This window comes from Ruegeria sp. BHSA118, assembly GCF_059613405.1.
Window position 1 is genome coordinate 1 of record NZ_JBXWSM010000096.1, and the last position, 12,654, is coordinate 12,654.

The window sequence follows — 12,654 nt, forward strand, 5'->3', positions numbered from 1 at the left end:
CAACGGCCCGAAGGATCGCCTCGGAGGCCGGAGAAAAGCCGGGTGTGCCCGTGATCTGTATCGGCAACCTCAACGCTGGTGGAACCGGTAAAACACCAACGGTGATCTGGACTCTTGAACAGCTTCGAGGCGCCTGGCACGAACCGCATGTCGTCACGCGGGGGCACGGAGGTTCTTTGGACGGGCCGGTGCAGGTTGATCCGGCCCGGCACACTGCTGCCGAAGTTGGGGACGAGCCGCTGCTTCTGGCGATGTTTGCCGAAGTCTGGGTTGCCAAGGACAGGGCGGCGGGCGCACGGGCCGCCGCGGCCGCGGGTGCCACGGTAATCGTGCTGGATGACGGTTTTCAAAACCCCTCGGTGGACAAGGATTTCTCGATCATTGTTGTGGATGCTCAACGCGGGTTTGGAAACGGTTTGTGCCTGCCTGCCGGGCCACTGCGGGAACCGGTCGACATCGGGTTGAAACGAGCCGACCTTGTGTTGTCTCTGGGCGATGAAGCCGCGCAAATGGCTTTCACCGCTCAGTGGGGCGACAAGTTGTCCGTTCCCCATGTCACCGGAGCAATCGAACCCCTGCAAACCGGCATGGACTGGACCGGCACACGCGCTTTGGCATTTGCCGGTATCGGCCACCCCGAGAAGTTCTTCAAAACCCTGCGGCAGCTGGGCGTAGACGTGGTCCGCGCCGAAGCCCTGGACGACCACCAACCTCTGACTCAGGCACTGATGGCCCGTCTGGAAAACGAGGCGCGCCAACTCGGTGCTCAGATGATAACAACCGAGAAAGATGCCGTGCGTCTGCCCCCGGCTTTTCGGAGCAAAGTGATCACTCTGCCGGTTCGTTTGCAAGTCGGCGAAACTGACAAGGTCCGGGATATGCTGCTGAATGCAGCACCTGCGCCAAAATAGGCCCGGTCGGCCCGGGCAGGGCCAACCGGAAAAGGGTGTTTAGCCACCCAGTTCGTCTTCGATCAGCTTTTTGAAGTCAGCGTAGGACTGGTTGTCGACTTTCCTACCGTTCACAAGGAACGACGGGGTCGCCTGAATACCATCTCGTTCGGCGTTTTCCTGGTACCAAGCGGCCAATGTCCGCGCCTTGGTACCGTCTTGCAGGCAAGCCTCAAGCTGGTCGCCATCGATGCCGGCCAAACGACCGATCTTGCGCAGCTCGTCCACGATCTCGGCCGGACCACCTGCACGTGTCCATTCTGCCTGCCCTTCGTAGATCAGGTCTGTTATACCAAAGAACTTTTCGGGGCCGGCACAGCGTGCAACCATCGATGCCCAAAGGCCGTAGCGGTCGAAATAGACTTCGCGGTAGGTAAACTTGACCTTGCCGGTGTCGATGAAGTCTTTCTTGAGCTGCTTATAGGCGCCTGTGTGGAAATTTGCGCAGTGCGGGCAGGTATATGATGCATATTCGATGATTTCGACCGGCGCATCCTCGGCGCCCTGCACCATCTCGACGATCGTCGACGTATCCAGGTTTGCTTCCTGCGCTTCGGCGGCACTGACCAGCGGAATGGTGACATTGGTGTTCGACTGCGTCAGCCAATAGCCGCCAGCGGCAACGGCGACGGCCGCACAGATTACGGTTGCAATACGGCTCATTTTCAGCCCTTTCTCAGCGTTTCTGTTTGGATAAAACGTTGCGCCCGAGACGTTCAAGAGCCGCGCGCAAATCTTCATCATGTACATCGCGTGACATTTTGTCGGCCTCGGCGGCAATGTCAGGCGCAATCTGGGGTTTTGCTTGCTTCGGCTTGTGGTCGAAACTGGCCTGCCCCTCGGCAAATCCGGTCGGAGCGGTCTGGGTGATACGGACACGGCTGATGGCGTTGTAGCCATAGACCGCGTTTACCTTGCCGCGCAGCTGTTCCTTCTGCATTTCCAGCATCGGAGCCTGCGGCCCGGTCGTCAACACGGTCAGGGTCGCACCAAAACCACCCTTGCCATACCCCACTTTGACCGGGCGCGCGATGGCGGCGGTATCCTGGCCGACAATCTCGGCCCAATGGGTCAAAAGCCGCGACACGGCAAACCCCCGGCTTTCCCCGGCGCGCCGTATCTGATCGTTCAGCAAGGATGCGGTGCGTTTGAACCCGCGGGTCGAAGAACGTCTGCGTTGCATCTGGTTTCCAGCTCCTACACCTGTATTGTACTGGGCAGGCCACCATGTGCCAGCGAAACCCGACCGGGAGTTGAATAAAACTTGCGTGACTCTGCTGAATTCACCGTCAGTGATGCGTTGCTGGAGTGGTACGACCGCCACGCCCGCGAAATGCCATGGCGCATCGGTCCGGCAGATCGCGCCGCCGGGATGCGCCCCGATCCCTATCGGGTCTGGCTGTCCGAAGTGATGTTGCAGCAAACTACAGTTGCCGCCGTTCGCGACTATTTCCTGCGCTTCACCACCCGCTGGCCTACGGTTCAGGCTCTGGCTGCCGCACCGGACGAGCAGGTGATGGGGGAATGGGCCGGGCTTGGCTATTACGCCCGCGCCCGCAATCTTTTGAAATGCGCCCGTGCCGTCACGCAGGACTACGATGGCCGGTTTCCCGACAGCTTCGAAGCGCTGCTGAACCTACCCGGCATAGGCCCCTATACCGCCGCTGCGATCTCGGCCATTGCGTTTGATCGGCCTGAAACCGTGCTGGATGGAAACGTCGAACGTGTCATGGCCCGGTTCCATGACATTCACGATCCGCTACCCGGGTCCAAACCCCTGCTGAAGGAAAAGGCGTCGGCCCTGACCCCGGCCACACGCCCCGGCGATTACGCGCAGGCGGTCATGGATCTGGGGGCAACCATCTGCACGCCGAAGTCGCCGGCATGTGGCATCTGCCCCCTGCGTGACCCCTGTCAGAGCCGTATCGCAGGAACCCAGGCCGATCTGCCAAGAAAAACACCCAAAAAGCCCAAACCCACACGCTGCGGGCACGTGTATGTTGCGCAAAGCGCAGACGGGGCCATGGTGCTGGAACGCCGGCCTGACAAAGGTTTGCTGGGCGGAATGCTGGGCTGGCCCGGATCAGAGTGGAACGATGTCCCGGCCGAACGGCCTCCGTTCCCTGCGAATTGGAAGATGTTGCCGGGCGAAGTGCGCCATACATTTACGCATTTCCACCTGATTTTGCGGATCTGGACCACGGATGCCGCCGATCACGACGTACCCGAGCATCTGACAGTGGTAGACAAGCACAGCTTCAGGCCCGGCGACCTGCCAACCGTGATGCGTAAGGCCTATGATCTTTGGCGACGACAATAAGTCCGCTGTGCAAGTCTTCGGGCCATGGCTAGGATATCTCCGTAAAGTCGGAGCAGAAAAGATGATCGCAACAGGCACATTGTCCCGCTGGCAATCTGCATCCCCTTTCTGGGTGTCGCTGCTGCTGATTCCGCTGGTCTGGTTTTCAGCTGCCACCGGTGGATGGTCACTGCTGCTGGTTCCTGCCGCAACCTGGTGGGCTTTTGCAGTGCTGGACCGGATCACCGGGCTCAACACTGAAAACGCCGACCCCGGGACGCCGGACACGGCGCTGCAATGGTACATATTGCTGACAAAACTCTGGGCCCCGATCCAGTTCGTTACCCTTTTTGGTCTGATCTGGTACGCAACCCACAACACCCATCTGTCAACGCTTGAGAAAATCGGCCTCTTCTTTGGCATGGGCGTCATTTCGGGCACGATTGGGATCAATTACAGCCACGAGTTGATGCACCAGAAAAGCCGCTTGGAACGCTGGCTGGGGGACATCCTTCTTGCCATGGTGCTGTATTCTCATTTTCGGTCCGAGCACCTGTTGGTCCATCACCGCCATGTTGGCACCCCGCGCGATCCGGTAACGGCGCGTTACAACGAAGGTTTCCATCGCTTCTATACCCGCGTTCTGTGGCAATGCTGGGTTTCGGCCTTCAACGCCGAGCGCAACAAGCTGGCCCGCATCGACAGACCGTGGACAGATCGTTCAAACCCGTTCTGGCGGTACTGGGCGCTGCAAGGTGGGATGCTGGCACTGGCCGGCCTGATCGGAGGATGGTCCGGCGTGGCTCTGTTTCTGCTTCAGGCTGGTGTCGCGATCTGGCAGCTCGAGCTGGTCAATTACGTCGAGCATTACGGCCTGACCCGAAAACACCTGGGCGAGGGACGGTACGAGCATGTCCTGCCACGCCATTCCTGGAATGCCTCGCAGAAAGCATCGAACTGGTTGCTGATCAATCTTCAGCGCCATTCGGACCACCATTACAAACCCAATCGCCGGTTTCCGCTGCTGCAACACCACGCGTCGGACACAGCCCCGCAATTGCCCTATGGCTATCCTGTCATGACTGTGGCCGCGATGATACCGCCGCTTTGGCGGCGGGTCATGAATCCGCGCGTTCGCGCGTGGCGACGCCACTATTATCCCGAGATCACCGACTGGCACCGCTACAACAAATCTTTGAACCCCATGCCCAAAGCGTGACCGCAGCGCGCACAGGCGCGCTGCCAGGCCCAACTGTCAGCACGGCATCTGTGATGCTGTTCTGACAGGCGGGAGGTCCTCAGCTTTTCATCACCCAGACATCCATCGGCGCCTCGACCCCTCGCACTGATTGCTCGTGGCAGGCAACAAAACCGGCCATGACCTCCGGCGCCTGCGGGTTTTCTTCCTCAACCCGCAAACGCACGGCATCGCTGACAACGATACGCGCCTTGAAATCACGCGTCAGCGCTTCAAGCTTGGCCGCCACATTGACCGCATCGCCAATCACCGCGAATTCCAACCGGTTGGCACCGATATCCCCAAGTACGACCGAGCCGTAATGCACCCCAACGCCGACATGGATTTCGGGCTCTCCCGCCCTGCGGCGTTCCAGATTCCAACGGTCGATCACACCCACCATCGCACGCGCGCAGTCCAGGGCATTGCTCGCGTCCAGGGGCGTTGGCACCGGAGTGCCAAAGGTCGCCATCAAACCGTCGCCCAGGTACTTGTCCAAGGTCCCGTGGTGCCGGAATACTTCGGTTTCCATACGGGCGTGAAACCCGCGCAGAACCTCGATCACTTCATAGGGATCCCGCCCGGCGGCGTATTTGGTGAACCCGACGATATCGATGAACAGAACCGCCACATCCTCTTTGCGGACCTGTTTCAGCGGCTCATCGTTCTGGCTCAGTTCATCCACCACATTGGGTGAGAAATACCGCGACAGGTTGGCCCGTTCCCGTTCCAATCCAGCGTTGTTCATCAACAATTGATTGAGACGCCGCATCGAAATACCCAGCGTAACCGCAACCATTATGAATACGATCACTTGCTGGATACGTTGAGGGACCATGAAACTGTTGGGGTCCAACAGTTGGGCAACATCCGGATAGCCCTGCAAGGCCTCTGCAACCTTTTCGCTAATCCCCGGAATCGGCGTTGCCACCCACGAGGCAATGATCCAACCGATCGTCCACATCAATGCCGTCCACGAACCGATAGCAATGACCGTTCGCCAGGAATAGGCCAGGGTTCCAGCCGCCAGGATGACGAAAAAGTACTGAAAGTTGTCGAACCGATATTGCATGGCCAGAGGGCGGACATCGTCACTGAACGGGTTGGGCACGATCATTCCAAGGGTCATGATCAGCAAGTCCACGAAGATCAAAAGAAGCTCGACCCGCGATTGCCCCACCCGACCGGAACGGCGGATCAGCCATCCGTTGGCGCAGATCAGCAGCAGAATGAAGTGGTACCAAAGCACCTCCCAATGCGGGTTCAGGAAAACCAGAAGAACCCCGGTCAGTGCCATCGCCACCCAGCGCGCGCGAACGGCCAGTTCCAACCCTTCACGCTTGTGCCGCTCCAACGCGGCCTCGGTGTATTTGTTGTCTAGATCGAACGTGTCAGGTTCCGTGAAAAACAGACGGCGGCGGGGCTGCGCGGTTGTCTCGGTCATGGCCGTGATCTTTCTTGCAGTGTCAGGGTCAACGACATGCAATCACTGTTGATCCGAAAACAAAAGACCCCGCCGTAGGATCGGCGGGGCAAGGCGTAGTGCCTTGTGTCAGGCCACAGGCACCGGCGGTGTTCTTTGTATCAGTTCATCTCAGCCCGGATCTGCTGACGCAGAACGTCGATCGGCACCGTCTTGCCGTCACGCTTGAAGCACCAATAGGTCCAGCCATTGCAGGACGGGGCGTTTTCCAGATGGGCGCCCACCTGATGAATCGAGCCTTTGACGTTGTCACCGACCAATGTGCCATCAGCCCGGACCTTGGCTTTGTGGCGCTGGTTCATGGAATACAACTCTTCGCCCGGGCGCAGCATGCCACGTTCGACCAGTTGCCCGAAGGGCACGCGCGGTTCGGCGCGTTTGCTGGCGCTGACTTCTAGCGCTTCGCGGTCGAATTTGCGTACCTTCGAAATGCGCTTTTCAGCGACTTTGCGATAACTTTCCTCGCGCTCGATCCCGATGAACTCGCGACCCAGCATTTTGGCGACTGCACCGGTTGTACCTGTGCCAAAGAACGGGTCTAAAATCACATCGCCCGGATTGGTCGAGCCAATCAACACGCGGTGCAGCAGCGATTCCGGCTTTTGCGTCGGGTGTGCCTTGTCGCCGTTTTCATCCTTTAGCCGCTCATGCCCCGTACAGATCGGCAGCACCCAGTCGCTGCGCATCTGCACACCTTCGTTCAGGGCTTTCAGCGCCTCATAGTTGAACGTGTATTTCGCGCCCTCGCGTTTGGAGGCCCAGATCATCGTCTCATGCGCGTTGGTAAAGCGCTTGCCCCGGAAATTCGGCATCGGGTTCGACTTGCGCCATACAACGTCGTTGAGGATCCAATATCCTGCGTCCTGCAAAGCCGAGCCTACACGGAAAATGTTGTGGTAAGAACCGATCACCCAGATCGCGCCGTTGGGCTTCAGCAGGCGGTGTGCCGCCTTCAACCATTCGCGCGTGAACTGGTCATAGGCCCCAAAGCTGGAAAACTGGTCCCAGTGATCATCAACCGCATCCACCTGAGAGTTATCCGGGCGGTGCAACTGGCCTTTCAGCTGCAAGTTATACGGAGGATCGGCGAAAATCAGGTCAACCGACGCCTCTGGCAGACTGTTCATCACTTCGATGCAGTCCCCGGATAGGATCGTGTTTAAAGGGAGCGCTTTTGCGCCCTTTTTGGTGGTCGTTGTCATATCACTGCCTCAAGTATCCACGGCGCTTTTGCGCTCATTTGGTTGAGACAAGGATGAGTCAAAGACGATTCGCCGTCAATTTCTTTTTTGAATCAGCGACTTACGATTTACTCTTGATACAAGATATTGTGCACTGGCTTGAACGAACGTCTATGGTGTGGGGTCACGCCAAGATTTTGCAGCGCTTCCTTGTGTTGTTTTGACGGATAACCGGCGTTGGTTTCCCATCCATATCCCGGATGCTGTTGCGCCAAATCCACCATCACCTGATCGCGCCAGTTTTTCGCAAGGATCGACGCGGCTGCAATCGACACCGACCGGGCGTCCCCCTTCACGACGGCCTGTGACGGGATTTTCAAGCCGCGTGGAACCATGTTCCCGTCGATCAGCAGGAAATCAGGGGCCGGCGACAGTGCCTCAACCGCGCGCAGCATCGCCAGATGCGATGCTCTGAGGATGTTGATCTCGTCAATCTCGGCGACCGAGGCTTCGGCCACGGCAAACTCGGAGCTGTGACGGATCTCGGCATCCAGCGCGGCCCGACGTCTGGCCGTCAGCTTCTTGGAATCATTCAACCCTTCGGGAATGGCCTGTGGGTTCAGGATCACCGCTGCTGCGACGACCGGGCCGGCCAAAGGGCCGCGCCCGACCTCATCCACACCCGCGATGCGGAAATGGCCCCGGTCCAGCAGCGCCTGTTCAAGTTCGAAATCTGGTTTTGTCATCCTTTTGGAAAACCGTGTTTCACACAGCGCCGCAAGAAAAAAAGAGAGGGCAGCCCACACCGCCCTCTCTTACACGGCGCTTCTTTGGCGCCGCTCCTGCTCAACCGGTGTTACTGGTAAACGACACGGTATCCTTTCTGGCGCAAGCACGCGGGTTCGTATGCCCGCTTGACCTTTTGGCCATTCCAGAAACCGACTTTGCACTCTTGCGGCAGGCTATTGGCATGTTTGTAGTGCTTCTTGAGGCATTTCGGCCCAAGCAGCGGATGATCCTGTGAATACCCGTTGAATGTGCGCAGGCAGCGCTGGGGCAGATCATAACGCGCCACGCGCGGCGGCAGAGGGCGCACCGGCTGCGGCGTGTAAGGTGCCGGGGTATAGGTTTGGTGGCGAGTCGCCCGATCCTTTTTCTTTTCCTTGTTGTAATAGTGAACCCCGGCCCCGATGATCGCGATGGCGGCCAACCCGCCAAGAATGTCCTTTGCATCCGCAGCCCGTGCCTGAGAGGCCGAGACACCGGTAATGGCAACAGCGGTCGCAACGATGAAAGCGATGAATTTCTTATGCATGATGCGTGTCCTTCTGATTGATTGGGCGACCGTGTGACGGAGCGCGTCTTGACTGCCCTGACACTGGGGGCGACCGATCCAGACAAGCAATAACGGCCCGGTGTTATCGGATATCAGAACCCGCAAACCCCTTAGGTTATTGAATATCGCGGCAACTCGTGCGCAGGATGCGGCCTATGAAACAGATCCTCTCTTCTCTGACCTTTGCGGTCCTGATATCGCTTGGCTCTGCTGCGTCTGCGGCGGATTGCTATGCGGATTACAAGGCCAAGAAAGACAACCCGCTGCGTTTGCACTATGGGGTTATCCAGGTCTCGAACTGCGACAAGGGCCAGGCCCAGGCAGAAATCGCCCAGCGCCTGAGCGCGTCAGGCTGGACCTTACTTGAAGTGCAGTCCGTTTTCGGGCCGGAAGGGTTGGATCAGAGGAAAGGCAATGCCGGACAATTCTATCTCCGTTTCTGACGCACGCCGGTCAGGGGTCCGTCTGGTTGTGCTGGGCGTCGCAGCCATTATCGCCATTCTGATCACCGCCGCCGTTTTCCTGTTCTGGACCCTGCCGGACGCCAACGCATTCAACGCACGTGTCGAGCGATTGTTCATCGAGACCGATCTGACCTCGCAAACCGAAATCCGGTTGCTTGAAATTCTGGCCCAGTCTGGCACCGCCTTCGCCGACACCCTGTCCAGTTATCGGATGGTGATCTATGTGCTGCTGGTTTTTGCCTGTGCGATGATGGCCTCGGCATTGGTCTTTCTGGTGATGCTGGTACTGCTGAACCGACGCATGGCGCAAATCGAACGCACCGGCATTCAGGTGACCTCGTTGTTGATCAGCCGCGAGGAAAACACCGTCTACCTCAACAACATGGATTTCAAACTCACGCCCGCCGCCATGGAAACCCTCTCGGTTCTGGCTGAATCCCGGCTGGATGATGAGGTGCTGTCCGGCGCCCAGATCGAGGCGATGATTTCCGGCCGCAATGAGGCCGATTGCGACGAAGCCGCAGGCGCGACGCGGATCAAACGGTTGCGGGATGCGCTTGGCAACCAGATGGTCAGTGAACTTCTGGTCAAGAACATCGCCAAGAAAGGGTATATGCTGTCCATCGAAAAAGACGTCATACAAATGGTCTGAACCTTGCTGCATGACCGTATGCGTTGGCACTTTTCCCTTCAGCGCCTCTTGGAATGTGGGATGCAAAGCCCCATTCTAGAAAAACCCCAGGCAAGGGAGGTCGCATATGAACGTCCACGCCGCACCAAAAATCAATGGGTATGGAATCTCGGTTGAATCGCTGAATGGCAGAATTGCCATTTACCGCAATGATGTGCTTTTGGCTGAAAGCACAGATGCCAAGGTGATGTATGAAACGCGCCTGCCGCCCACGATCTATGTTCCCCGCGCGGATGTCTGTGTTGATCTGAGCGAAGAAACAGAGCTGCAAACATTCTGCCCGTTCAAAGGCACTGCCACATATCACGACATCAATCTGGGTTCCGAAAACCTGGTCAATTCTGTCTGGGCCTATGAGGAAGCTCTGCCTGAAAGCGCGGCCATTCAAGGTTGCATCGGCTTTGTGCCCGGCGCCTATACGAAAATCGATCTGGGCGACAACCGCCTTCGCGAACCAGAAGACGGCAACATCAGCGGGCCCCTGATTGACTGGTTGATGCGTGGCGCTTCGACCGCGGCAACGCCCGAAAGCTTTACCAAAGCGCTGGCCGAGAAGATGCTGGAGCATGGCATCGCAATACAAAGGCTGAGCATTCTGGCCTGGTCTCTTCACCCCCTGATCGCGGGAAAGCACTATATCTGGGAAAAAGATGAAGAAGAGATTTTGACCCGGGCTCCGACATACGAAATCTATGATCACCCAGCTTTCATCAACAGCCCCTTGCGGCATGTCTCGAACGGCCTGGGTGGCGTGCGGCAAAGGTTGAATGATGAAAACCCGCATAACAGCTTCCCGATCATGGAGGATCTGCGGGCCAAGGGTGCAACGGATTACGTGGCCATGCCCTTGCCGTTTTCCGACGGGCGCACCAATGTTCTGACACTGACCTGCGATCACCCGGACGGGTTTACCACCGAAAATCTTGGCCTTGTCTTTGAATGTTCCTCGGTCATTGCCCGTTTCTACGAAGTGTTCATGCAGCGCGAAAATGCGCGTGTCCTGCTGGAAACCTATGTCGGCAAACGCACTGGCGCGCGCGTATTGGGCGGCGAAATCAGGCGGGGTGACGGGGATGAGATCGACGCCGCCATCATGTTCTGCGACCTCCGCAATTCAACGAGCCTGGAAGAGAAGCTGGGCCGGGGTGAATATATCCATCTGCTGAACGAGTTTTTTGAAACGGTCTCGGGCATTGTTCATGACAATAACGGAGAAGTCCTGAAGTTTATTGGCGACGCTGTTCTGGCCGTTTTCCCGGCAACGGACGAGGATGCCAGTACGGCCCGCACCAACGCCCAGCGCTCGGCGATCAAAATCGTCGAAGTTTTAGGAGAGCTGCGCAAAGAAGGATCGGACAGGCATTGCGACTGTTCGATCGGCGTCGCTTATGGGCGTGTCACCTACGGCAATGTGGGATCTCGCGAACGGCTTGATTTCACAGTTATCGGTCAGGCCGCAAACATCGCCGCGCGTTTGGGCGAGTTCGGCAAGTCGCACGGGCACCGCATTGTCGTTTCAGAAGACATCGAACCGGCCTGTTCCAATGCTGTACCGCTGGGAGACGTCAATCTGCACAACGTGTCCCGCCCCGTCAGATCATATGCTTTACGAACCGCAGCCGATGACATTCTGAACGGTTGAGGCCTTTCGTTTGCAGTTCTGAAGAAAACCGCATTGCCTTGATCACCGTGACGCCTTTGCGATCGTGCTTCACCGACCACTTCGATCTAGGGGCGCTCCGCTCAAACGGCTCCCAACAAGAACAACGCGGTCTGCGCCGGCGAGATCGTGTTCTGAAGTTGCGCAATCTGACTTCTGGCCAAATAGGTGTCGGTCAGTTTCTTGATGAATTTTGGGTTCGAAAACTGTGCCAGGTCATCCGAGCCGGTCAGTTTGAGCAACCTGGCCTTGAACTCGACCAGTTGTTTATCAATGTCCAGCTGCGCAAAGGATGACGGCAGTCCAAGTGCCGTTTCCATCATGCTGCGCAAGGGCGGCAACCCCATCAGATCGAACCACTTTGTGTCTGCGCTTGAGGTCCTGTTGGCAAGATCCGAAAGCTCTCGTTGTGCATAGAGCGAAATACGCATCGTTTCATCCGACTCGCCAACGGCAATTTCAAACCGGGCCGTCAAATTGGCCTGGGCGATTTGCACCATGTCGGACGTCAGCGCGGTTTTTCGGACAGCACCGGGACCAAACCCAAAGGCGTCAGAAAATTCCCGGTATCGCTTGTCGGCCAATCGATTGGACAACGCGTCATCCGCCTGTGTCCCATCCTCGAGGATCTTGCGTACGAAAAACCGGTTGTCCAAATCTCCTTCCAGCCCGAACGCACCCAAAGCGACCTGCAACAACCTACGATCCGAAACCAGCTCTTCAGCGGATTGGATTTTCCTGATATTGTCCAGAAAATACTTTGTCTCTCTTTCATTTGCTGCTGACGACGAAAAACTCTGGAGCTGACTTTCATAGGTACGTTGCAGAAACCGCCAGCCCACGATTCCGCCGCTTGGGATGACGGGTTGGAATGTCATTGCTGGTAAGCCATCAGCCGCTCTTCGCGCGGCAGAAGCGAGCGAAGCGATTTGAGGCACTTGTAATAATGCTCTGCAACCAGGGCATCCGTGGCTTCGGCCAAGACCCGACGGCTATCTGCATCCGTAAAAACCTGGCTCAGCTCTTCCACGCGGCGCAACAATTGCTGACGTGCTTGGCCAGGTTCGATGTCACCCGACAATACAAGCTGCGCAGCATAACAGACGCGGCGCACCGGCGTATTCACCTCATCGGGATGAATCGCATCCCGCAGTCGAAGTACATTTGCCTGTGGCGTCATGATCGAAAACCGGCCGCGGCGATCGCCGTTCTCAATCACGACCCCGTTGATCAGAACCCTTTCTTTCGGGGCAAGCTTTAGGACCAGACCACTCATCAAGTTGCCCTCATCTGGCGCAATCCGCGCAATACAGCCGTGTTGATTTCGACCAACGGTTCAACGGTTGCGCCGTC

At 57.6% G+C, this 12,654-nt stretch carries 14 protein-coding genes; 6 read left to right on the forward strand and 8 right to left on the reverse strand.

Annotated elements, in window-relative coordinates; translation table 11 throughout:
• Window positions 1-911, forward strand: a 911-nt coding sequence (gene lpxK, locus AC2FNN_RS19840; RefSeq protein WP_496760163.1) for a tetraacyldisaccharide 4'-kinase, incomplete at its 5' end; no start/stop codon positions are given.
• A gap of 39 nt (window positions 912-950) precedes the next feature.
• On the opposite strand, the gene AC2FNN_RS19845 is transcribed toward lpxK, so the two are convergent.
• Together AC2FNN_RS19845 and AC2FNN_RS19850 are read right to left on the reverse strand one after the other, a co-directional pair.
• On the reverse strand, window positions 951-1,613 hold the full coding sequence (locus AC2FNN_RS19845) for a DsbA family protein (RefSeq protein WP_496760164.1): 663 nt from the start codon (window positions 1,611-1,613) through the stop codon (window positions 951-953).
• A 13-nt stretch (window positions 1,614-1,626) separates the two neighbouring features.
• Complete coding sequence (locus tag AC2FNN_RS19850) at window positions 1,627-2,133, reverse strand: DUF721 domain-containing protein (protein ID WP_496760165.1); 507 nt, start codon at window positions 2,131-2,133, stop codon at window positions 1,627-1,629.
• A gap of 81 nt (window positions 2,134-2,214) precedes the next feature.
• Here AC2FNN_RS19850 and mutY point away from each other — a divergent pair, with 81 nt between their 5' ends.
• A complete protein-coding gene (mutY, locus tag AC2FNN_RS19855; protein WP_496760166.1) occupies window positions 2,215-3,270 on the forward strand; it encodes an A/G-specific adenine glycosylase in 1,056 nt (351 codons plus the stop codon).
• 61 nt (window positions 3,271-3,331) lie between these two features.
• A complete protein-coding gene (locus AC2FNN_RS19860; protein ID WP_496760167.1) occupies window positions 3,332-4,468 on the forward strand; it encodes an alkane 1-monooxygenase in 1,137 nt (378 codons plus the stop codon).
• A 79-nt stretch (window positions 4,469-4,547) separates the two neighbouring features.
• Here AC2FNN_RS19860 and AC2FNN_RS19865 read toward each other — a convergent pair whose 3' ends face one another.
• From AC2FNN_RS19865 to AC2FNN_RS19880, 4 genes are all read right to left on the reverse strand, one after another.
• Complete coding sequence (locus AC2FNN_RS19865) at window positions 4,548-5,930, reverse strand: adenylate/guanylate cyclase domain-containing protein (RefSeq protein ID WP_496760168.1); 1,383 nt, start codon at window positions 5,928-5,930, stop codon at window positions 4,548-4,550.
• Between the two features lie 140 nt (window positions 5,931-6,070).
• Window positions 6,071-7,171, reverse strand: a complete 1,101-nt coding sequence (locus AC2FNN_RS19870) for a site-specific DNA-methyltransferase (RefSeq protein ID WP_171637797.1) — start codon at window positions 7,169-7,171, stop codon at window positions 6,071-6,073.
• Between the two features lie 107 nt (window positions 7,172-7,278).
• The gene (rnhB, locus tag AC2FNN_RS19875; protein ID WP_496760169.1) at window positions 7,279-7,896 is read right to left on the reverse strand and encodes a ribonuclease HII; all 618 of its coding nucleotides are present in this window, start codon (window positions 7,894-7,896) and stop codon (window positions 7,279-7,281) included.
• Window positions 7,897-8,006: 110 nt separating this feature from the next.
• Window positions 8,007-8,465 (reverse strand): hypothetical protein, encoded by a 459-nt coding sequence (locus AC2FNN_RS19880; protein ID WP_171637801.1) that lies wholly within the window; start codon window positions 8,463-8,465, stop codon window positions 8,007-8,009.
• A gap of 176 nt (window positions 8,466-8,641) precedes the next feature.
• Between AC2FNN_RS19880 and AC2FNN_RS19885 the strand changes: the two genes are divergently transcribed.
• From AC2FNN_RS19885 to AC2FNN_RS19895, 3 genes are all read left to right on the forward strand, one after another.
• Entirely contained in the window at window positions 8,642-8,929 is a 288-nt protein-coding gene (locus tag AC2FNN_RS19885; protein WP_171637803.1) for a hypothetical protein, read from the forward strand.
• On the forward strand, window positions 8,901-9,602 hold the full coding sequence (locus AC2FNN_RS19890; protein ID WP_171637805.1) for a winged helix-turn-helix domain-containing protein: 702 nt from the start codon (window positions 8,901-8,903) through the stop codon (window positions 9,600-9,602). Before AC2FNN_RS19885 ends, AC2FNN_RS19890 begins: the two co-directional genes overlap by 29 nt.
• A gap of 106 nt (window positions 9,603-9,708) precedes the next feature.
• Window positions 9,709-11,283: a DUF427 domain-containing protein gene (locus AC2FNN_RS19895; RefSeq protein WP_496760170.1), complete on the forward strand. Its 1,575-nt coding sequence runs from the start codon at window positions 9,709-9,711 to the stop codon at window positions 11,281-11,283.
• Between the two features lie 101 nt (window positions 11,284-11,384).
• On the opposite strand, the gene AC2FNN_RS19900 is transcribed toward AC2FNN_RS19895, so the two are convergent.
• Both AC2FNN_RS19900 and flbT read right to left on the reverse strand, forming a co-directional pair.
• The gene (locus AC2FNN_RS19900; RefSeq protein ID WP_496760171.1) at window positions 11,385-12,179 is read right to left on the reverse strand and encodes a DUF1217 domain-containing protein; all 795 of its coding nucleotides are present in this window, start codon (window positions 12,177-12,179) and stop codon (window positions 11,385-11,387) included.
• Window positions 12,176-12,577 (reverse strand): flagellar biosynthesis repressor FlbT, encoded by a 402-nt coding sequence (gene flbT, locus AC2FNN_RS19905; RefSeq protein ID WP_152459291.1) that lies wholly within the window; start codon window positions 12,575-12,577, stop codon window positions 12,176-12,178. The genes AC2FNN_RS19900 and flbT overlap by 4 nt, the downstream gene beginning before the upstream one ends.
• Window positions 12,578-12,654: the final 77 nt, after the last annotated feature.

Excerpts from the sequence above, each read along its gene's own strand:
- AC2FNN_RS19900 (WP_496760171.1), bottom strand. The coding sequence starts at position 12,179 with ATGACATTCCAACCCGTCATCCCAAGCGGCGGAATCGTGGGCTGGCGG.
- flbT (WP_152459291.1), bottom strand. The coding sequence starts at position 12,577 with ATGAGTGGTCTGGTCCTAAAGCTTGCCCCGAAAGAAAGGGTTCTGATC.
- AC2FNN_RS19845 (WP_496760164.1), bottom strand. The coding sequence starts at position 1,613 with ATGAGCCGTATTGCAACCGTAATCTGTGCGGCCGTCGCCGTTGCCGCT.
- AC2FNN_RS19850 (WP_496760165.1), bottom strand. The coding sequence starts at position 2,133 with ATGCAACGCAGACGTTCTTCGACCCGCGGGTTCAAACGCACCGCATCC.
- AC2FNN_RS19885 (WP_171637803.1), top strand. The coding sequence starts at position 8,642 with ATGAAACAGATCCTCTCTTCTCTGACCTTTGCGGTCCTGATATCGCTT.
- AC2FNN_RS19870 (WP_171637797.1), bottom strand. The coding sequence starts at position 7,171 with ATGACAACGACCACCAAAAAGGGCGCAAAAGCGCTCCCTTTAAACACG.
- AC2FNN_RS19895 (WP_496760170.1), top strand. The coding sequence starts at position 9,709 with ATGAACGTCCACGCCGCACCAAAAATCAATGGGTATGGAATCTCGGTT.
- AC2FNN_RS19865 (WP_496760168.1), bottom strand. The coding sequence starts at position 5,930 with ATGACCGAGACAACCGCGCAGCCCCGCCGCCGTCTGTTTTTCACGGAA.
- AC2FNN_RS19860 (WP_496760167.1), top strand. The coding sequence starts at position 3,332 with ATGATCGCAACAGGCACATTGTCCCGCTGGCAATCTGCATCCCCTTTC.
- rnhB (WP_496760169.1), bottom strand. The coding sequence starts at position 7,896 with ATGACAAAACCAGATTTCGAACTTGAACAGGCGCTGCTGGACCGGGGC.
- AC2FNN_RS19880 (WP_171637801.1), bottom strand. The coding sequence starts at position 8,465 with ATGCATAAGAAATTCATCGCTTTCATCGTTGCGACCGCTGTTGCCATT.
- AC2FNN_RS19890 (WP_171637805.1), top strand. The coding sequence starts at position 8,901 with ATGCCGGACAATTCTATCTCCGTTTCTGACGCACGCCGGTCAGGGGTC.